Raw genomic sequence first — 21197 nt, 5'->3', positions numbered from 1 at the left:
ATGAGTATGAAGATACGTGTAGGTTTTGGATATGACGTACATGCCTTGGTTCCGGAGCGTGAATTATGGTTGGGTGGAGTGAAGATTGAGCATACGATGGGCTTGCAGGGGCATAGTGATGCGGATGTACTGATACATGCTATTTGTGATGCCTTATTGGGTGCAGCCAATATGCGTGATATCGGTTATCATTTTCCCGATACATCCGGTGAGTATAAAGATATTGATAGCAAAATCCTACTGTACGATACGATGGAATTGTTGCGGGATGCCGGATATACATTGGGGAATATTGATGCAACCGTTGCGGCCGAACAACCGAAATTGAACCCTTATATTCCCGAAATGAAGCGTGTAATGGCAGAAGTCCTCCAAGTTGATGTCGAAGATATATCTATTAAAGCGACCACTACGGAGAAGCTGGGTTTTACCGGCCGTAAAGAAGGTATTGCAGCTTATGCAACTGTCTTGATACAAAAGTAAGTCGTACCCATACTGTTTTAACTCGTATGTTCCAACCTCCATTTTGTTAATTGGAGGTTTGTTGTTTTTTTACCGGAATTGTAAACCAAAATGTACTTCCTTTTCCTTCTATTGATTCAACCCCTATCTTGCCACCGAGATTTTGGATGATTGTCTGGCTAATCGATAATCCCAATCCTGTACCTTGGATGAAAGAATCGAATTTGGCAAAACGCTCAAACACATGTGGAATATTTTCTTTCGCAATACCTTTGCCGGTATCGGTGACGTAAAAACGCAAACCGTTCCTAGTGGCTTCGTATCCCATTGTGATGGAGCCATTGAAGGTGAATTTACAAGCATTTGTCAGGAAGTTTGTAATGACTTGTGTCAGCCTGTTTTTTTCAGAATGGATGAAATAGGTTTGTTCAGGCAATACGCATTTCAGAACGACACCCTCTTTTGTGCGAGTTTTGAAGGTTTGTGCCAATCTGGACATTAATTCGGAAACGTCAATGTTACTGTATTTGAAATCCAACTTTCCCGCTTCTATTTTGGATAAATCCAGAATATCATTGATAAGCTGAAGTAATAAATCATTGTTAGTCGAAATAATTTTGCAAAATTCCTGTTTCTCTTCCGGAGTGGCATCTCCACTTTGCGCAATTAAATTAGAGAAACCGACGATTGCGTTCAGCGGTGTTCTGATTTCGTGGCTCATGTTAGCCAGAAAAGCTGTTTTCAATCGGTTGGCTTCTTCTATTTTTTCCTTTTCCTGGAGTTCTGCCTCCATTTTCTTTCGTTCGGTAATAGTGACACTACTTCCGACCAGCTTGGTGATTTTCCCATTTGCATCTTTCTGGCTGATAGTTGCATAGCATTCCAACCAATCATATTTCTTCATTTCGGGACGCCAAATCCGGAATTCATGGTGAATAATATTAACAGAGCCCATTATTAGCAGATTATAAGCATTTTGGACTTTTTGTTTATCCTTCGGATGTATATAAGAAAAAAGTTCTTCTACCTGAAGGGTGTATTTAGCATCCTGATGAAAAATCTCGGATTCAAAATATTCCTGGTCGCATTCTATTATCTGCTCTTGGGTGTCCCATATCCAGATAATGGTTCGGCTGGCTTTTAATATTAACCGATATTTACGGCTCAACGCTTCGATTCTGGCAGCTTCTATCTGTTCTTTCTTTCTTTGTTTTTGTTTTTGCAGGAAGAGCCGGATACGGAGTACCGCTATTGTAATCAGCAGGCAAATAATAATGAATGTGCCGATTAGCAGATATTTATATTTTTCCAAAAAAGTGGGTGGCTGCTGGTAATAAATTGCATTTCTTGGATATGAGGAAGGATTTATACCATGATTGAGCAAGTGTTGGTAATCCAGATAAGTGCGCGCTGTTCCTCCTATTTGGGATGGAATACTCCGGGCTTCTGTACCGTTTAGTAATTTACGGATAGTAGAAGTGACAGAGTTTCCGAAATCTTCGATGGAAATATAGTGTCCTCCGGCAAAATTTCCGGTTTCCAATCCTAAATCGATGATAAGAAAGACCGGAGGGTTGGAAAAACTGTTAGTCATTTTTTGTACATTATCTACCAGATAATGGTTTTCTCCTTTATTTTTGGAGATGAACCAAGAGTAATAAATAATTCCCGTTTCTTTGCCGTAGGAAGATAATTCATCCAGTAGATTTTCTGTCGTATATTGGGGGGTAGAAAGAACTTTCAGTTGTAAGCCAGGAAAGTCCTTTTTAACAACATTTTCTATGTCCTGTGATGTTAAAATGCTGATGTACCGATTGTCACAGATGAATACAACTTGCTTCATTTCCGGTTGTAGGTCGCGAATCGTATTAATTGTTTCTTTAATATATAAAGGTTGTTTGAGGGAAGTTACGTTGTATCCCCGTGTGAGAGATTGTGTCGCAACCATTTGCTCCGGACGCAATTCCCGTTTGATTACCCCTTCCACGGTAGCTGGTGCCAGTTCACGGGAATAGCAGATAAGTGAAGGAATATCTTTCCATTCCTTGTCAAAAAGAGGACGGCATATTAACCAGGCAGGGTCGCCGATACACACAATAATCTTCGGTGGATTCGGATATTTTTCTTTCAAATAGTTTAGTTTATTTTCAATATCCTGTAAGCTATGCAAGGTGGGGATTTGTAATTCCTCTCCTTTTGTCTCAATATTATCATGTGCGAAATTGGTCTTAATGGCTTCGTAAGTTCCGTGTGTCCAAGTCTCGCTAAAGTTTATGGAGTGTAACACCAGGATATAATCTTTTGGTTTATACTGTTGTGCAAACAGTATGTGACAAATAAAGAAAAGGAATAATATAAAGTTCGTTTTTCTCATTATAACCGGTCAAAAGTATGAAGAGGTTTTTGATATTCATCATCTTCCGACAAAGATATGTATTATTCTTGTTAATCTTGTTTATCCCGTTGTTAATTTGTAGATTTGAACCCATAAAATAAATAAGTTTATGAAGAATAATGACTGGAAAGACCGTTTGGGGGTGATGTATTCCACCAATCCGGACTATCAATATAATACGGAAGAGAATGAGGAAGAAGAAACATTGCCGAAGGATAAACAGCAATTACGTATATCGCTGGATAAGCGGAACCGGGGGGGAAAAGCCGTTACCCTGGTTACCGGTTTTCGCGGAACGAACGATGATTTGACGATACTTGGTAAAATGCTGAAAGTGAAATGTGGCGTAGGCGGTTCCGTCAAAGACGGAGAAATCATAATTCAGGGAGATATGCGTGCCAAAGTGTTGGAAATATTACAGAAAGAGGGTTATACAAAAAGTAAATAATCCACCTCCCGGAAATAATGATACATTAATAAGTTGACAAATTTATGCTAACAGTCTACAGGGCCTCGGCCGGGGCGGGTAAAACCCATAAACTTACAGGTGAATACCTGACATTGTTATTCTCTGCACCGGGTGCTTATCGCCGTATCCTTGCCGTAACATTTACGAATAAGGCTACAGATGAGATGAAAAGCCGTATTGTCGATGAACTTTATAAACTGGCTTCCGGAAACAAGTCTGATTATGTGGATTTATTGAAATCGGTTTATCTTCTTTCGGAGGAGCAAATCAGGAAGCAAGCCGGAAAAATATTGATTGACATCCTTCACGATTATTCGGCATTTAATATCAGCACAATCGACCGTTTTTTCCAGCAGACAATGCGGGCTTTTACTCGTGAAATAGGTTTACAGGGGGGATATGGCATTGAAATGGATCAGGATTTGGTGTTGACGACTGCCATTGATGATTTGCTGGCCGGTCTTGAGAAGCCTGAGCATAAAGAGCTTTTGGGGTGGTTACTTCGTTTTGCCGAAGATAAAATTGAAAATGGAGGCGAATGGAATCTCCGTAAAGATATAATGTCGCTGAGCCGTGAAATTTTCAAAGAAAGTTATAAGGCTTTCAGTGAAGAAGTGGAGAAAGATATCGAGGATAAAAATGTACTGGAGGCTTATAAAAACGACCTGTACGGTATCATCCGTTCGGTTGAAAAGAGTGCCAGGGATTTAGGTGAACGGGGATTGGCTGTTTTAGAGAAGTATGTGCTGAAGCCTTCTGACTTTAAGGGAGGAAGTCGGTCTCCTTTGAATATCCTGGAAAAGTTGGCGCAGGGAGAGATGAAAGAGCCGACCGCCACTTTTATCGGTTTGGCGGACAATTTGGACGGTTGTTTTACGAAAACAACCCCATTGGGTACAAGGCAAATAATCGGTTGCGCTTTCGAGGATGGTTTGAATGATTGTATTAAAGGGATTATTTCTTTATTCGCTAATCTGACAGCTTATAATACGGCCCGTGAGATTGTCCGCTATTATTATACGTTGGGTATTTTGACCGATGTTTCCCGGCAGATTGCCATCTATCGGGAAGAGAAAAACGTGATGCTGATTGCTGATACGACCGAATTATTAAACAAGGTTATTGGTGGAAGTGATGCTCCTTTTATCTACGAAAAGACCGGTACGCATGTCGATTATTATATGATTGATGAGTTTCAGGATACCAGCGGCATGCAGTGGAATAATTTTCGTCCGCTGATTGAGGAGAGCCTGGCACACAATCGGGACAATCTGATTGTGGGAGATGTCAAGCAAAGTATTTATCGTTTCCGTAATTCCGACTGGAAATTACTTGATCAGCAAGTACAGAAAGACTTTTCGGCTGAAGTTATCAGGGAAGAAACATTGAAAGATAATTGGCGGAGTTGCCGACATATCGTAGAATTTAATAATGCTTTGTTTACCGTGATTCCCGCTGTTTTGCAGGAGGTATATAACGAGACTCTTTCCTCTTCATCGTTGAGTGAAAAACAACGTGCCGCCTATTTTACGAAAATAATGTCTGCTTATGATAAGAGCTACCAACAGGTTCCACCTCCTTTCCGGGAGAAGGACGGGCATGTGAAGGTAGAATTCCTTTCCGGTGATGAAGATAAGGACTGGAAAACAGAAGCACTCGAACGCCTTCCCGGTCTACTCGAACAATTGCAGGAGAATGGTTATGCCTTAAAAGATATTGCTATTCTGGTGCGTACTAATCAGGAGGGTGCATTGGTGGCCGATACTTTATTGGCTTATAAAGAAGAACATCCTTCGGAGCATTATCACTATGATATTATATCTGATGACGCTTTGTTTGTAAGTGGTTCTACGACTGTTCGATTTCTGGTCGCATTGTTACGTTATCTGAAAAGTCCGGAAGATAAAACCAGTGAACAGATTGCACAGTATTCCTATCAAGTATTAGTCGGGCACTTTGGTAAGGAAGATTCGGACTTCCCTTCGGAAGTGAAAAATGCTTTATTACAATTGTCCCGTCAATCTCTTTATGAAATAACAGAGGGTTTGTACCGCCTGTTTTTCGACAAATTTCCGGAAAACGAGCAGGTTTTTGTCCAAGCTTTTTTGGATATGGTATCTGAATATACCCAGAAAGAGAGTGCAGACCTTGAACGTTTTCTTAAATGGTGGGATGAAACGGGTTATCGGAAAACAATAGCAACACCGGATGGACAGAATGCTGTTCGTATCTTGACAGTTCATAAATCGAAAGGGTTGGGTTTTAAGGTTGTTATTATCCCCTTTGGAGATTGGGAAATCGACCATAAACCGACAAAACCGGTTATCCTTTGGTGTCATCCGCAGGAGAAACCCTTCGACCGTTTGCATTTGGTTCCGGTCCGGTATGGACAAAGTTTGGGGAATACAATCTTTGCCGAAGATTATTTTCGGGAACGTCTTCATGCCTTTATCGATAATCTGAATACATTATATGTCGCATTCACTCGTTCGAAAGAAGAATTGCTTGTTTTTGCCCCCCGTCCTAAGAAAATAAAAGAGGAAACCGGGGAGATAGAAAAGATAACAACCTTATCGGATGCTCTTTGGGCCGGTTTGCATACATCGGCGGAGGGTATGTGTAAAGGTGAAAAACTAATTTCGTTACCGGATATGTTCGATGTTGTTTCAGGGGTGTTCGAATTGGGTAATTGGTGGCATCCGGTCGAAAAAAAAGAGGAGAAAGGTGTACAAGAACTGCCTATGGCACGCCTGAATTCGTTTTCTCCCGACGAACGCTTACAACTTCGTTTACACGGAAAAGGCTTCTTTTTTGATAATGCCCGGCGAAAGCATGGTACATTGATGCACGAGGTGTTGAGCCGTATCCGTACTTCGAAAGATATAGTCGCTTCGGTTGAAACATATCGTTTGTCTGGTATTATCAATAAGGATGAGGCATCGGCCCTGGTTGTCCGGCTGGAGGAATTATTGAATAAGGCGGATGTGGCTTCCTGGTATGACGGGAATGCCCGTGTACTGAATGAGGTCGATATCCTTTTCGGAAAAGGGTTGTCTAAACGTCCGGACCGGGTGATGATTACCGGCGGTAAAGTTATTGTAGTCGATTATAAGTTCGGTGAACATGCGGATAAACGGTATCATAATCAGGTAAAGAATTACCTTCGGTTGATCCGCCAGATGGGATATAAGGAAGTGGAAGGGTATCTCTGGTACGTTGAATTAAACAAAATAGAGACAGTAGAGGGTTGATATATTTTTGTTATTCGGCAAAAATGAATATTTTTGCAAATTCTTACAATAAACATACAGTTAGATTACAAAATGAAAGTACATAAAGAAGGAACAGGTTTATTGTTGACATTATTTACGATATTCTTTATCGTGGATGTTGCGCTTTATTATACTGTCGGCAAAGGAGGATGGTTTTATGCCATTACTTTTGTCACCACAGTCCTGTTTTTATTGGTACTTAATTTTTTCCGCAGTCCGTTCCGCCGGTTTCCATACGACTCCGAAGGGCTGGTGATTGCTCCGGCTGACGGAACGATTGTCGCCATTGAAGAGGTGATGGAAAATGAAATATTGCATAAGAAATGCCTGCAAATATCAATCTTCATGTCTATTTTTAATGTACATGCCAACTGGTTTCCTGTTAATGGCACGGTCAAGCATGTGTCGCATCAGAACGGACGTTTCATGGCAGCTTATCTGCCGAAAAGCAGTACGGAGAATGAACGTTCGGCGGTTGTGATTACAACCAAGTATGGAGTGGATGTGCTGGCACGTCAGATTGCAGGTGCTATGGCCCGTCGTATTGTGACGTATGCCAAAGTAGGGGAGAAATGTCATGTGGACGAACAGATGGGTTTCATCAAGTTTGGTTCTCGTGTAGATGTTTACCTGCCTGTCGGTACGGAAGTATTGGTGGAAATGGATCAAAAGGTGACTGGAAATCAAACTCCTATCGCTCGTTTAGGTAAGTGCTCATGTTAAATTTCTGGAACGAGATTATTGCCCGCGGATAAAATGGTAAACCGATAGAACGCCTGTATTTAAAGAAAAGAAATGATGAATATCAAAAAAAGTATACCGAATTTAATCACCTGTCTCAATCTGGCATCGGGTTGTGTTGCTTGTGTAATGGCGTTGAAAAACGAATTACCGTTGGCAACTTTATGGATTATCCTTGCTGCAGTTTTCGATTTCTGCGATGGTTTTGCGGCACGTTTCCTGAAAGCCTATTCGCCTTTGGGAAAAGAATTGGATTCTTTGGCTGATATGGTTAGTTTCGGTGTTGCTCCGGGACTGATTGTTTTTTGTTTATTGGAGTATGCCTGTGCGAGTCTTGGAGCGGGAGGTGCTATAAGTTATATTCCTTATCTGGCTCTTGTGGTTCCGGTTTTTTCCGGTTTACGGCTGGCAAAGTTTAATATAGACGAACGCCAGACGACCTCGTTTATCGGTCTGCCTGTTCCGGCGCATGCGTTGTTTTGGGCTTCTGTTGGATATTCGGTAGAACCGTTGCTCCCGTCTAATCCGTATTTGTTTATAAGCATTACGGTTGTGTTATCTGTCATAACTTCGCTTTTACTGGTTTCGGAGATACCGATGTTTTCGCTGAAAATAAAATCGTTGGCATGGAAAGGCAATGAATATCGCTATATATTAGTGGGTTGTGCTGTTGTATTTATAGCTTTATTTGGTGTTTTAGGTATTGCCGGTACGATACTTCTCTATATTCTCTTGTCAATTTTTAACAAAAGAAGATAAACAAGAGTTCCTATCTTTGTGTTTGTGTTATGAACCCCGATAAGAATGAATAGTTATGTTTAAGTTTCTGTTTGTAATGTTTTTCTTTTTTCTCCTATTGGTCTTTTTGATGGGCTTCTCAGTCCTGCGCACTGTCAAAAATATCCTTTTCGGAAGTGGAAACAAAGGAAAAAAGAGTGGGGGGCAGCGTCGCCAGGAAAGCCATTATTCTTCCGGTTCCCGTGGACATTCGGCTTCGGCAGGCGATTATAATAGCCGTCAGGCTTCCCGTAAAAAGATATTTGCCAAAGAAGAAGGCGAATACGTGGATTATGAGGAAGTGAAATAATTTATCTTTTTTGTCTGAAGAAGTTTTGCATCTCCTCCATGCAAGCTGTTTCCATGATTCCTTTTCGTACGACTGCTTTCGGATGCAATGCTTTTGGAGCATACTGTTGAAAGCCTCTTTTCTCATCGGAAGCACCATAGACAATGGTGCTTATTTGTGCCCATCCGATAGCTCCGGCGCACATCACACAAGGTTCTACTGTAACATAGAGGCTGCATCCGGTAAGGTATTTAGCTCCTAATACGCCGACAGCGGCTGTGATTGCTAACATTTCAGCATGAGCGGTCGGGTCGTTCAGGCGTTCGGTCTGGTTGTGTGCCCGTGCTATGATTTGGTTATTGCAGACAATGACCGCACCCACCGGGACTTCACCTTCTGCTGCAGCTGCACGCGCCTCTACGAGTGCTTGTTTCATAAAATATTCGTCATTGAAAGGATTCATCTTCTCATTTCGTTTTCGTTGAAGAGTGTCGGGTAATCCTCTTCCAATGTCTTGAGTATGTGGGATAGGATTGTTTCGCGATACCAACGGGACTTGTTGATGATTTTATACCTGGCAAGATAACGGTCCACCGCTTTCTGCTCGTCATCATTGAGCATGAACGTAACCTTGTGCACCCGTGGGTGGTTAGGTTGCGGGGACGAATATTTACGTTTTATTGCCATATTCTGCAAATATAGAGGTGAAAGCGCAAATAAAAAAGAAAAACCGTATATTTGTCATTATTGTAAAGACAGATTCCAACTCTGTCTGAAATTCGAAAAAATGGCAGAACGAAACGAAACAGGGAAAGACGGAGAAGCCGCCGCCCGCGAATATTTGGAAAAACAAGGCTATGTGATAGTTCATACCAATTGGCATTGGCATCATTACGAACTGGATATTGTGGCTGTTTGCGACAATGAGTTGGTGGTTGTGGAAGTAAAGACTCGCTCGGAAGATTTTCTGCTTTCCCCGGAAGAGGCTGTCGATAGTGGGAAAATACGCCGTATTGTAGCCGCCGCTGATGCGTATGCCCGATTTTTCAATGTCGCTTTACCGATTCGTTTCGACATTGTTTCCTTGATAAAGAAGCAGGGAGGTTATGAGATAGAACATATAGAAGATGCTTTTTATGCTCCCTGTCATTAATTCACTAAACAGAGAAAGAGATGAATATAGAAGAAGCCCGTGAGTATTGCCTGTCGTTGAAGAATGCAACGGAATGTTTCCCTTTCGACGATGTTTCCCTTGTTTTTAAGGTGGAAGGCAAAATGTATTTGTTATTGCCGTTGGATGCGGACGAACCTCAAATATCCTTAAAGTGTAATCCTGATTATACGGAAGAATTGCGCGAACGTTATGCTGCCGTCGAAGGAGCTTTTCATTTTAATAAAAAATACTGGAATACAATTTACCTTGAACGCGATATGCCCGATGATGAGATTAAACATTGGATACGGCATTCTTACCGCGAAGTCATCGCCAAATTACCTCGTAAAATAAGAGAAAATTACAATGAAGAGTGAGCATGATATTCCCCGGATTATCCGGGTGGAGGAAACAACGTCGACTAATAATTACCTGCGTGAGCTATCTTCCAGGGAGGCTTTGGCAGAAGGGAGTCTGGTAGTCGCCGATTTTCAGACCAGCGGTAAAGGGCAGGTCGGCAATACATGGGAATCGGAGGCTGGGAAAAATCTGATGTTCAGTCTGCTGCTGTATCCGGATTTCCTGCCGGCAAACCGTCAGTTCCTGGTATCCCAGATTGCAGCTCTGAGCGTAAAGGAAACTTTGGAGATGTATGTGGACTGTGTTGCGGTCAAATGGCCGAACGACATCTACAGGAAAGATAAAAAAATATGCGGAATGCTTATAGAGAACGACCTTTCCGGTTCCTATCTTTATTCTTCCGTAATCGGCATCGGCATTAACGTCAACCAGCAGGTTTTCAGGAGCGATGCCCCCAATCCTGTTTCATTGGCGCAAATTACGGGGAAAGAGTATGACAGGGAAGAAATCTTACAACGTTTTCTCCGTATCTTTTTCAATTACTATTCTCTACTCTTGCAGGAAAAGCAGAGCGAAATAAGAACTGCTTATATGGCCACCCTTTTCCGGAACGAAGGCTTTTGGCCCTATAAAGATGAAAAAGGTCCTTTCTGCGCTCGTATCCACGCGATTGAACCGACAGGACATCTGATACTGGAACTGCCGGAAGGTGAGCTTAGGCGATATGCTTTTAAAGAGGTTTCAGCCGTTATAAACTGAAAAGAGAATAAAAACCCCTCCTATCCCCCAAAATATACCCTATAACCCATTTGGTGAAAGGCTATAGGGTAGTGGGCAAAAGTCGTAAGGTTTTTCCTGACAAGCTGTAAGGCTTTTCGGAAAAAGCTGCAAGGACTTTATGTACAAATCTTTCTGGATATTTTGCCGGGAACAGATTAGTTCTTTTTGCTTTTTTCTTTTTCAGCGAACTGTTCTACACGTTCGGCAGCATACTCAATTTTGTCTAAACCGCTGTCCACAACGTTACCGACTTCTCTTTTTGCTTTGGAAGCAAGTTGATGCATATGTTCGTGCATACAATGAAATTTGCCATCGTCTTCCATTTTGCGGAGTACATAACCTGTTACAACTCCGACAACCATACCAATCAATAAATCTTTCATATCAAATACTATTTTAGATGATTACTTATAGTGACATTGAAAACAAGTGGAAAACTTATATTGTTCGGGGAAAACGAGAAAACTTCTTCAAGCATAAAGAATATACGGCAATCCGTTTCTTTCCGCTGAAAGAGGATTGCCGTATAAAAGTTAGGAAGAAGGCTTTGGTATGTTTTTTTTGCGTCTTCAAAATAAGTAATATAAGTGTGTTTTTCTTTATTTGAGACAAATATACAGGCTGGATATTACAAAGGTGTTACAACGGATGTACACTGTTGTTAAAATATGGAGATAAAATACAGGCTGTCTATTGTTTGCTAATCGAAATGCAGTATTTTTGTGGATATAACAATTTAACAAAGAATTATAAGATGGCTCAGTACAAACGTATTCTGTTGAAGTTAAGCGGAGAATCGCTTATGGGAGGAAAACAATATGGCATCGACGAAGTTCGTCTGAATGAATATGCCGCACAGATAAAAGAAATAGCCGAAATGGGTGTGCAAATCGGTATCGTGATTGGCGGCGGGAATATATTCCGTGGGCTGAGCGGCGCTTCCAAAGGCTTCGACCGTGTGAAGGGTGACCAGATGGGAATGCTGGCTACAGTCATCAATAGTTTGGCTTTGAGTTCCGCCCTTGTCGCGCAAGGAGTAAAGGCGAAAGTGCTTACTGCTATCCGTATGGAACCGATTGGCGAATATTATAACAAATGGCGTGCTATTGAATTGCTGGAACAGGGAAATGTCGTGATTATGTCAGGCGGAACAGGTAATCCGTTCTTTACTACGGATACGGGTTCTTCCTTGCGCGGTATCGAAATAGAAGCGGATGTGATGCTGAAAGGTACTCGTGTGGACGGCATCTATACGGCAGACCCGGAAAAGGACCCGACGGCCGTTAAGTTTTCCGATATCACGTATGATGAAATTTATACCCGTGGGCTGAAGGTCATGGATTTGACAGCTACTACGATGTGCAAGGAAAATAATTTGCCAATCATTGTCTTCGACATGGATACCAACGGAAACTTGAAAAAGGTGATGAGTGGAGAAAATATAGGAACATTCGTACATAATTAACATAGAGAAGAAGGCGGCAAGGCTGTTGTGCTGAACTGTACTTTTCAGGCTTCCGCCGCCTTTTTCTCAATCTATGACAGTTATGAAAAATACAAACAGAAATCTTTTACTGCTTGCGGCTGCTTTATTCCTTTGTTTCACAACCGTGGAAGCGCAGGAAGTCACGTTGAAAATAACCAAGCGTTATCTCAATTTGCCCGTATCCCATCAGGTGGACCGTGCGGAAATGACTTTTCGGGCGGATGGTAAGCAGGAACGGGCTTTTCAAATACGTTTGGCTCCGGATACTCCCGACTATTGGGTATTCTGTGATATGTCCACACTGAAAAATAAGGAAATAACAATCTCTTATCAAGGTAATCAAGCCGGATTAAACCGCATCTATCAGGCAGACGAAATAGCCGGACAAGATAGCATATACAAGGAAAAGAACCGTCCCCAATTCCATTACACCCAAAAGAGAGGCTGGAACAACGACCCGAACGGACTTATTTATTATGAAGGCGAATACCATCTCTTTTATCAGCATAATCCATACGAGCGGGAATGGGAAAATATGCATTGGGGGCATGCTGTCAGTAAAGACTTGATACATTGGGAAGAACTGCCGGTTGCACTCTATCCCGACGAACACGGCACGATGTTTTCCGGCTCTGCCGTTATCGATTATAACAATACTTCCGGTTTCGGGAAAAAAGGTGTACCTCCAATGGTTGCCATCTATACCGCCGATAATCCGGAAAAGCAGATACAATGTATCGCTTATAGCCTGGACAAAGGACGTACATGGACAAAATATGCCGGTAATCCGGTTATCGACTCCAAGGCGAAATGGAACAGCAAGGATACCCGCGACCCGAAAGTCTTCTGGCATCAACCGTCTAATAAGTGGGTACTGGTGCTGAACGAACGTGACGGTCATTCCATCTATAACTCCGACAACCTGAAAGACTGGACTTACCAAAGCCATGTGACCGGTTTTTGGGAATGTCCCGATTTATTCGAACTGCCTGTCGACGGGAAGAAAGATAATACCAAATGGGTCATGTACGGTGCATCCGGCACGTACATGATTGGCGATTTCGATGGAAAGACCTTTAGGCCGGAAGCCGGAAAATACTACTATACCACCGGTTCGATTTATGCCGCGCAAACATTTGCCAACATACCGGAGTCCGATGGCCGCCGTATCCAGATAGGCTGGGGACGTATTTCTCATCCGGGCTTGCCTGTCAACGGCATGATGCTTTTCCCGACCGAACTGTCCTTGCGTACGACCAAAGAGGGCATACGCCTGTTCAGCCAACCGGTAAAAGAGATTGAAATGTTGCAGAAAGAAGCCGGAAAATGGAGTAATCTGACTGCCGGTAAAGCAAATGAACTGCTTCAACCTTATAACCAGGCGGGAAGTTTACGCATCCGGACTACGATTAAACTTTCGCATGCCACCAGTGCCGGTTTCAATTTGTTCGGACAATTCTTGCTGGATTATGACATGAACGGCAACCGGGTGAACGGTGTCTTTTATTCTCCGGAAGAGAGAACCAGCATGGAGATTACCGCCGATATTCTTCTGGACCGTACATCGGTGGAAGTTTATATCGATGGCGGAGCCTATTCTTACTCGATGGAACGGAGGCCGGACCCGAATAATAAGGAAGGTTTTCATTTCTGGGGTACGAATATAGAAGTAAAGAGTTTGGAAGTTTACACCCTCGATTCAATCTGGAAATAGAATACAATGAAATACGGCCTGTCCTTGTTCCTTTTCCTTTGTATCCTTACAGCTTGTTCCGGCAGTAAGGAAAAGAAATATGTGATAGGTATTTCACAGTGTATGCTGGATGATGACTGGCGACAGGCCATGATTCGGGAAGTGGGTATCGAGGCTTCCAATTATGACGATATCGAACTGGTTATCCGGGATGCCAACAGCAATAATAACCGGCAGATTGAGCAAATCCGTGAATTGATTGCCCGGCAGGTAGACATCCTGATTATCTCCCCCTTCGAATCTGTCCCGATAACGGAAGTGGCGGAAGAGGCATACCGTGCAGGTATTCCTACCATTATCACCGACCGGAAAGTCAATACCAATCAATATACCACCTTCGTCGGTGCGAATAATTATGATATCGGATATACAGCCGGTATGTATGCCGGCAAACATCTCCCTCCGCATGCTACAATAGTGGAGATATGGGGAATGATGGGCTCATCTCCTGCCCAGGAGCGGCATAATGGTTTCCGGGATGCTTTGCAGGACAGGAAAGACCTGGTTTTCCGGGAGGTAAAAGGGGACTGGCGGTATGATGTCGCCCGCGAACACTTGAAGGAGATAGATTTCTCCCGGCCGGTAGACTATGTTTTCAGCCATAATGATGTGATGGCGATAGCTGCCCGCGACCATTTTACTTCGTTGGACTCCGTCCGTGGAAAAGCTTTGCATATTACGGGAATGGATGCTGTTGCCGAAGCCGGTTTACGGGCTGTGGCTGATGGCCGTATCAATACCTCTTTCCTTTATCCTACGGGTGGGGAACAAGTAATCCGCACGGCTATGCAACTGCTTGAAGGAAAGCGGGTGGACAAGTTTATTCCCCTGAACAGCAGTATTGTGGATAAGGAGGCGGCACAAAGCCTTTTGCAACAAACCGAACGCCTCGTCAACTACCAGCAACGTATCGAAACGCAGCGTACCCGTATGGATGAGTTGTTGAACCATTTCCGGTTCCTGCAAAATTCCCTGTTGGTGATTACGTTGCTGATGATTGGTTTTGTCTCCCTTTCCGTATATGTCTTTTACATGAACCGGAAAATCAGGAATGCGAACCGGGAACTTCGCGATATCAACAGGAAAGAGGAGGAGCAGCGCCGTAAACTGATTTCGTTGAATGCCGAGATTGAGGAGGTGACAGCCTCGAAGCTGCAATTCTTCACGAACATCTCACATGAGGTACGTACGCCGCTTACCCTGATATTGGGACCGCTGGACCGTTTGTTGAACCTTCTTCATGATTCACCTTATCTGCCGGACCTGGAACTTATTCATAAGAATGCCGGCCGTCTGTTGCGGGTAATCAATCAAATACTGGATTTCCGGAAAGTGGAAAACAAGCAAGAGAAACTGAAGATACGCGAAACGGAAATAGTTACATTCGCATCGGAGGTGAAGAGTTATTTCAACAGTATGGCGCGGGTGCGCGACATTACTTACTCTTTCCATTCGGAAGTGAAGAACCTGCGTATCTGGGTAGACCCGGATATGATAGAGAAAGTTCTGGTCAATCTTCTTTCTAATGCATTCAAGTTTACGCCCGAAGGAGGCCGTATCAGCCTGTCGGTTTCCGAGGTGGATGAATGGGTGATATTGGAGGTCGAAGATAACGGTTCGGGTATCAAACCGGAGCATCTTCCGTATTTGTTCAATCGTTTTTATTCCGGGAACAGCCGCGTGGGAACAGGCATAGGACTCCATTTGGTGTACGAATATGTCCGTATGCACAATGGAGAAGTCGGCGTCGAGAGCGAGCCGGAGCAACGAACTCTTTTCTCTGTCCGCCTGAATAAGGATAAAACGCAGTTGAAAGGCGAGTATATCACTGAACTCCCCGTTTCACCGCTTGCTTATGATGCCTCCAATCTGGACGATTCCGACGAAAAAGCATTGCTTGCCGTTCCATATCCTTATACCGTTCTGGTTGTGGAAGATGATGACGAAGTTCGTTCTTTCCTGGAAAAGGAATTGGCAGCTAATTTCCGGATATTGACTGCCGTCAACGGGAAGGCCGCTCTTCAGATAATGCAGGAAGAGGATGTCTCGCTTGTTTTGACCGACGTCATGATGCCGGAAATGAATGGCTTTGAACTCTGTCGGGCAATAAAAACCGATTTATCTACCAGCCATATTCCGGTTATCCTGCTAACGGCTCTTTCCGATGAACGGCAACGCATGTACGGTATTTCCGGCGGAGCGGACGGGTATATCCAAAAACCGTTCCGGATAAACTTTGTCAAACTTCGTATTATCCGTATTCTGGAGGAACAGAAACGCCTGCGCGAGACGCTTCTTCAAAAGCTGCAAAACAGCCATCTATTGCTGGCCCAACCCGAAAAGGTGGAGAATATGGATGACCTCTTCCTACGCAAATTCCTTTCCCGGATAGAAGATGTGTATACCGATTCCGAATTTAATGTGGAGAAACTGAGTGATACGCTCGGCCTTTCCCGTGGTCATCTGCATCGCAAGATAAAAGAACTGACCGGTACGACTCCGGTCGATTTTCTCCGTAATTACCGTTTGAAGAAAGCGGCCGCCTTATTGAAACAAAAACAATTCACCGTCAGCGAAATCGCTTACCAGACAGGTTTCTCCTCCTCCGCTTATTTTGCCAAATGCTTTAAAGCCGTGTACAACCAAACACCCAGCGAATATCAGGATGCCGCTGAAAGGCTGTAAGATGTTTGCCGGGGAGCCTAAAAAAATACCCTCCTAATGATATTGTAGTGCCACCGTATTGGCACTCTAGTGCCATCGGGGTGGCATTGCAGTGCCAATACTGTGGCACTGGCGAAAGACTTTTTAGCAATTGGACGAACCTTAGCATCGGATGAAAAAAAAGAGACAGGCTGTTATCACATTTGTCACATTCTTGTAACAAAAGTCTTATACTTATCACTATTTTTTCTCATGCGACAAATGTGATAATACTTGTTCGTTTTGTTATCGTCCCCTTTTGGGAATGCCTCTACATTTGCCTCCGTAAAATTTATAGCCACAAGCAAACATTTAAAAACATTCGATATGAAAACTGTTACCATGAAAAGGTCTGTCCTTACATTTATTATCGGTACGACACTCGCTTCTGCCGTTTGTGCGCAGGAAGCTGCAAAAGATGCCATACAGGCCGGCAAAGAAAACTCGAAAGAAACGAATAGCCGTAATGTGATGCTGAACGCATCCAGTGCTAACGGACCCCGTGAGATTTCTATCGGCCTTCCCGGTGGAGATGTCAATGTATTGGAGAACGGACTGCCGGTTGTGTATTCTTCCAATCCTCATAATGTCAATACGCACTGGCGCGGAGACGGCAGCTTGTCGCATATCGGGCTGATGAAGATTTCGGAAACAGCGATTACAACCGGGAATATCGGATATGCCGTCAATTCGTTCACCCAATTAGGAACGGATAAGTTTCAGGGAAAAGTAAATTACAATACGAACCATTTCGGCAAACAACAGGTGGACATCAATATCAGCGGTAATGCCGGAAAAGGCTGGTATTATAGCGGAAGTATCTACCAGGCTTTCGACCCCGGAACTTTCAAACTCCGGTTTGCTACCGACCAGGACCGTACGCAAATTTATAAAGCGGCCTTGACAAAACGCTACAATCAGAACCGGGGAGAACTCAGTGTCATTTACCATTACAGCAATAGCCGCTTTCTTTCCAATGCCGCTACAAGCGCTCCCTTTATTTATGTAGGAGACGGCAGCGTGAAGGAAATACCGGGTTTTAAGTTGGGAACGAGTTCTTATCTGCCCACCGACGGTAATATGCTTTATATGGATATGCGTACGGGGGAGGTGAAAAAGACAAAACTAAGCGATGCTTCCCTGAATAGGGGAAATCAAATCAGTATCCATCATGCCTATAAATGGGACAACGGCTTGAAATGGATTGTGAATGCCAAATATGACCATGCTTTAGGTTCGTGTGTCTATCAGACGCCAATGTCCATCAGCCAGGTGGGGGCGGAAAACGGGTATCAGCTCCGCGACACGGAAGGTAATCTGAAGGCTTATAATGGAATTGTACAGAGTCGCATGTCGTGCCTGAACCGGGGAGATATAGATGAGTCGTTCCTGACTTCCGAGCTTTCGCGCGAATATGCGAACGGGACTTGGCGCATCGGTTTGAACCAATGGCATTATAAGATAGATTATGCCTCCAACACAACGATGTATGACCATACGATTGAGGAATATCCGCAACGTCTTGTAAAGGAAGGATATACGGGTGGTGTCTTTTATGATTTCAATAAAAACGCTTCCGAGTATTACAAAGGTTATGAGAATAAGCTGGCCCTATACTTCAGTCACGATTGGGATATTGACGAGAAGTTGAATGTGTATTACGGAGCGCGTTTCGAGTATCAGAAAATGCATGGACAGAATGCGGCCATTTATCTGAGAAACGACAGTGTGCTGGGACGTTTTCCCGGCTATCATCTCGGAGCTGCTTATGATAAGAACGGGCAGAGCGGAACAGTTGCCCCGCAGGATTTTGATTATAACTGGTTTAATCAGGTCTACACGTTCGCCTTGACTTATAAACTGACGAAAAAGTTCGGTTTCACCGGTGATTTTACTTATAATACACAACATCCGGCTATTTCCAGCTTCGCTCCTTCGGAACTGCCGAATACGGATAAGGTATCCATCCCGCTGGGACGCGCCGGAGTCTATTTCAATAATAGCTGGTTGAGCCTCACATCCCTGTTTTCTTATATAGGAAAGACGAATAATAACTCTACGTTGAACCTGATAAATCCGAATGATAAGCGCGATATTAACGCGGCTCCGCTTAGTTATGACATCAAGACGTTAGGATGGACGACCGACTTGATTGCCAATTTGTTCAAAGGATTCGACTTGCATTTCCTGTTCACTTATCAGAACCCGACTTACAAGAAATATGAAACCGGTGTCTCTTTCAGTGACGGGAGTTATTCGGGTATTAATGCCACGGGTAATATTGTAACGGAAATACCGAAAATATTGATAGAGATAGATCCGAGCTATACATACAAGGATTTTCGTATCTGGTTGAGTGCACGCTATTTTAGTAAAACGTATGCGAATATTGAAAATGCTTATTATTTCAATGGCCGTTGGGAAACATTCGGTGGTGTGAATTATAAGGTAAACAAGTATTTGAGCTTGGGTGCTACGGTTGTCAATATCCTGAACCAGACAGGAGCGCGGGGAAGCATCTCCGGAGCCGAGCTGGATAAGAAGGAGGATGCTTACAAACATAACGGAGAATGGATGGCAGGTAGCTATATCCGTCCTTTCACGGTGGAATTTAGTGCAAATATTACTTTTTAACGAACAAATAAATACTATTCAATAAGATGAAAACGACTGTGTCAAAAATCAGTAAGAGTCTCGTTATGGGATTGGGCATTTTAGCTTTGGTTTCTTGCCAACCTTCCGGGAAAAGTGAGTTTAAACTGGAACAATCGGGCGATACGCTCACTTTGCTCCATATTACCAATCCGACTAAATATTTGTTGCTCCCGGTGGAAGAACATGCTTCGGAGGGACAAGTCTGCCTGTTGACCGGCAATCCGGGGGATACGGATATGGATGTTCGTCTGGCAAAAAAGGAAGTGGACTATTTTGTACCGTTTGAACTTCCCGCAGGTGTGAAAGAAGCGGTGGTACGTATCCGTAAGACTCCGAAAGAGGCTGTTTGCTGGCAAAAAATCCAATTGTCCGATACGTTCGATACTTCCAACCGTGATAAATTCCGTCCGATTTACCATCATACTCCCCTTTATGGCTGGATGAACGATGCCAATGGGCTGGTCTACAAAGATGGCGAGTATCATCTGTATTTCCAGTATAATCCTTATGGTTCTGTCTGGGGAAATATGCACTGGGGACATTCGGTGAGTCGCGATTTGGTTCATTGGGAACATCTTCCGGCAGCAATTGCCCGTGATACAATGGGGCATATCTTCTCCGGAAGTTCGATTGTGGACAAGGATAATACGGCTGGATATGGTGTCGGAAATATTGTTTCTTTTTATACTTCCGCCAGTGATAAATACGGGCAGATAGAGTGTATGGCCTATAGTAAGGACAATGGACGTACGTTTACGAAGTATGAGAAGAATCCTGTCCTGACTCCTTTTGACGGATTGAAAGACTTCCGCGACCCGAAAGTGTTCTGGTTCGAACCGGAAAAGAAATGGGTGATGATTGTTTCGGCCGACAAGGAAATGCGGTTTTATTCGTCGGCGAACCTGAAGGACTGGACGTATATGAGTGCTTTTGGAAATGGATACGGCGTGCAGCCCAGCCAGTTCGAATGTCCGGATATGGTCCAGTTGCCGGTTGATGGTGACGGAAATAATAAGAAATGGGCTTTGATTGTCAATATCAACCCCGGTTGCTTGTTTGGCGGCTCTGCTACACAATATTTTATCGGAGACTTTGACGGAACGAAGTTTACTTGTGATACACAGCCGGATGTTGTGAAATGGATGGACTGGGGGAAAGACCATTATGCAACGGTTTGTTTCTCCAACACAGGCGAACGCGTCATCGCAATGCCTTGGATGAGCAATTGGCAATATGCCAATATTGTTCCGACACAACAATTCAGAAGTGCGAACGCATTGCCACGCGAGTTGACGATGTATTCCGAAGGGAAAGACATTTATCTGGCTGTCAATCCCGTAAAAGAACTGGAAGCCCTCAGGCGTGAAGCAAAGGAAGTTCCTGCGTTTTCCGTGGAAAAGGGAAAGGAATTGAGGATTGATACATTGTTTGCCGATAATGACGGGGCGATGGAAATAGACCTTGATTTGTCGGCCGATGCAGGCCGTGCCGGTTTTAAGCTGCAAAACGGAAAAGGCGAGTATGTGGATATTTATCTCGACCTGAAAGAAAAGAAACTGGTGATGGACCGGGTTCATAGCGGTATTGTCGATTTCGGAAAGAATAGTATCCCCCACGAGAAGGAAGCGCATGATAACCGTGTAAAGAATTCGATTAATTATGTCGACGACTTTGCTTTGGCTACTTGGGGACCGCTGTCTGATACAGATAAACATACATTACGTATATTTGTGGATAAGTGTTCCGTCGAAATCTTCCTGGACGGAGGCAAGGTGGCAATGACGAACCTGGTTTTCCCGAATGAACCGTACAATAGCCTGAGTTTCTACAGTCAGGATGGAGCCCTTAAAATCAATGCTTGTAAGTTGTATGCATTAGGAATGTGAGAAAAGAATGGATTTA

General features: G+C 43.5%; 18 protein-coding genes. 14 read left to right on the top strand and 4 right to left on the bottom strand.

Going from position 1 to position 21197, the window contains the following annotated elements; genetic code table 11:
* Positions 1–6: 6 nt before the first annotated feature.
* Positions 7–483 carry a 2-C-methyl-D-erythritol 2,4-cyclodiphosphate synthase gene (ispF, locus tag DW103_RS09970; RefSeq protein ID WP_122275677.1) on the top strand — a complete coding sequence of 159 codons (477 nt, stop codon included), beginning with the start codon at positions 7–9 and terminating at the stop codon, positions 481–483.
* A gap of 46 nt (positions 484–529) precedes the next feature.
* Here ispF and DW103_RS09965 read toward each other — a convergent pair whose 3' ends face one another.
* Positions 530–2836, bottom strand: coding sequence for a PAS domain-containing sensor histidine kinase (locus DW103_RS09965; RefSeq protein WP_122275658.1), 2307 nt, complete (start codon positions 2834–2836; stop codon positions 530–532).
* A 130-nt stretch (positions 2837–2966) separates the two neighbouring features.
* Between DW103_RS09965 and DW103_RS09960 the strand changes: the two genes are divergently transcribed.
* The 5 genes from DW103_RS09960 (at position 2967) to DW103_RS09940 (ending at position 8426) form a co-directional block, all read left to right on the top strand.
* The gene (locus DW103_RS09960; protein WP_122275656.1) at positions 2967–3305 is read left to right on the top strand and encodes a translation initiation factor; all 339 of its coding nucleotides are present in this window, start codon (positions 2967–2969) and stop codon (positions 3303–3305) included.
* Positions 3306–3349: 44 nt separating this feature from the next.
* Entirely contained in the window at positions 3350–6577 is a 3228-nt protein-coding gene (locus DW103_RS09955) for an exodeoxyribonuclease V subunit beta (protein WP_122275654.1), read from the top strand.
* Positions 6578–6649: 72 nt separating this feature from the next.
* On the top strand, positions 6650–7321 hold the full coding sequence (locus DW103_RS09950; protein WP_122275652.1) for a phosphatidylserine decarboxylase family protein: 672 nt from the start codon (positions 6650–6652) through the stop codon (positions 7319–7321).
* 75 nt (positions 7322–7396) lie between these two features.
* A complete protein-coding gene (gene pssA / locus DW103_RS09945; RefSeq protein ID WP_122275675.1) occupies positions 7397–8098 on the top strand; it encodes a CDP-diacylglycerol--serine O-phosphatidyltransferase in 702 nt (233 codons plus the stop codon).
* 55 nt (positions 8099–8153) lie between these two features.
* Positions 8154–8426 carry a DUF4834 family protein gene (locus DW103_RS09940; RefSeq protein WP_122275650.1) on the top strand — a complete coding sequence of 91 codons (273 nt, stop codon included), beginning with the start codon at positions 8154–8156 and terminating at the stop codon, positions 8424–8426.
* Position 8427: 1 nt separating this feature from the next.
* On the opposite strand, the gene DW103_RS09935 is transcribed toward DW103_RS09940, so the two are convergent.
* Both DW103_RS09935 and DW103_RS09930 read right to left on the bottom strand, forming a co-directional pair.
* Positions 8428–8868 (bottom strand): nucleoside deaminase, encoded by a 441-nt coding sequence (locus tag DW103_RS09935; RefSeq protein WP_122275648.1) that lies wholly within the window; start codon positions 8866–8868, stop codon positions 8428–8430.
* Complete coding sequence (locus DW103_RS09930) at positions 8865–9092, bottom strand: hypothetical protein (RefSeq protein WP_122275646.1); 228 nt, start codon at positions 9090–9092, stop codon at positions 8865–8867. Before DW103_RS09930 ends, DW103_RS09935 begins: the two co-directional genes overlap by 4 nt.
* 100 nt (positions 9093–9192) lie before the next feature.
* On the opposite strand from DW103_RS09930, the gene DW103_RS09925 reads away from it, so the two are divergent.
* Genes DW103_RS09925 through DW103_RS09915 form a run of 3 tightly spaced genes read left to right on the top strand, consistent with a single transcriptional unit; the run spans position 9193 to position 10677 of the window.
* Complete coding sequence (locus DW103_RS09925) at positions 9193–9558, top strand: YraN family protein (protein ID WP_122275644.1); 366 nt, start codon at positions 9193–9195, stop codon at positions 9556–9558.
* 20 nt (positions 9559–9578) lie between these two features.
* A complete protein-coding gene (locus tag DW103_RS09920; protein WP_122275642.1) occupies positions 9579–9935 on the top strand; it encodes an MmcQ/YjbR family DNA-binding protein in 357 nt (118 codons plus the stop codon).
* Positions 9925–10677: a biotin--[acetyl-CoA-carboxylase] ligase gene (locus tag DW103_RS09915; protein WP_122275640.1), complete on the top strand. Its 753-nt coding sequence runs from the start codon at positions 9925–9927 to the stop codon at positions 10675–10677. Before DW103_RS09920 ends, DW103_RS09915 begins: the two co-directional genes overlap by 11 nt.
* 176 nt (positions 10678–10853) lie before the next feature.
* Here the strand turns inward: DW103_RS09915 and DW103_RS09910 are convergent, their stop codons facing one another.
* Positions 10854–11081, bottom strand: coding sequence for a hypothetical protein (locus DW103_RS09910; protein ID WP_122275639.1), 228 nt, complete (start codon positions 11079–11081; stop codon positions 10854–10856).
* Positions 11082–11452: 371 nt separating this feature from the next.
* Here DW103_RS09910 and pyrH point away from each other — a divergent pair, with 371 nt between their 5' ends.
* From pyrH to DW103_RS09880, 5 genes are all read left to right on the top strand, one after another.
* Positions 11453–12163: a UMP kinase gene (gene pyrH, locus DW103_RS09900; protein ID WP_122275673.1), complete on the top strand. Its 711-nt coding sequence runs from the start codon at positions 11453–11455 to the stop codon at positions 12161–12163.
* Positions 12164–12245: 82 nt separating this feature from the next.
* Positions 12246–13898, top strand: coding sequence for a DUF4980 domain-containing protein (locus DW103_RS09895; protein WP_122275671.1), 1653 nt, complete (start codon positions 12246–12248; stop codon positions 13896–13898).
* 6 nt (positions 13899–13904) lie between these two features.
* Positions 13905–16622: a substrate-binding domain-containing protein gene (locus DW103_RS09890; RefSeq protein WP_122275637.1), complete on the top strand. Its 2718-nt coding sequence runs from the start codon at positions 13905–13907 to the stop codon at positions 16620–16622.
* A gap of 360 nt (positions 16623–16982) precedes the next feature.
* The gene (locus DW103_RS09885) at positions 16983–19274 is read left to right on the top strand and encodes a TonB-dependent receptor (protein ID WP_370453476.1); all 2292 of its coding nucleotides are present in this window, start codon (positions 16983–16985) and stop codon (positions 19272–19274) included.
* 26 nt (positions 19275–19300) lie between these two features.
* Positions 19301–21181: a DUF4980 domain-containing protein gene (locus DW103_RS09880; RefSeq protein WP_122275634.1), complete on the top strand. Its 1881-nt coding sequence runs from the start codon at positions 19301–19303 to the stop codon at positions 21179–21181.
* Positions 21182–21197: the final 16 nt, after the last annotated feature.

Origin of the sequence: Parabacteroides sp. AM08-6, assembly GCF_003473295.1 — a bacterium.
Lineage (GTDB): Bacteria > Bacteroidota > Bacteroidia > Bacteroidales > Tannerellaceae > Parabacteroides.
The sequence above is the reverse complement of the archived record's forward strand: the minus strand, read 5'-3'. Positions and strand labels throughout refer to the sequence as shown.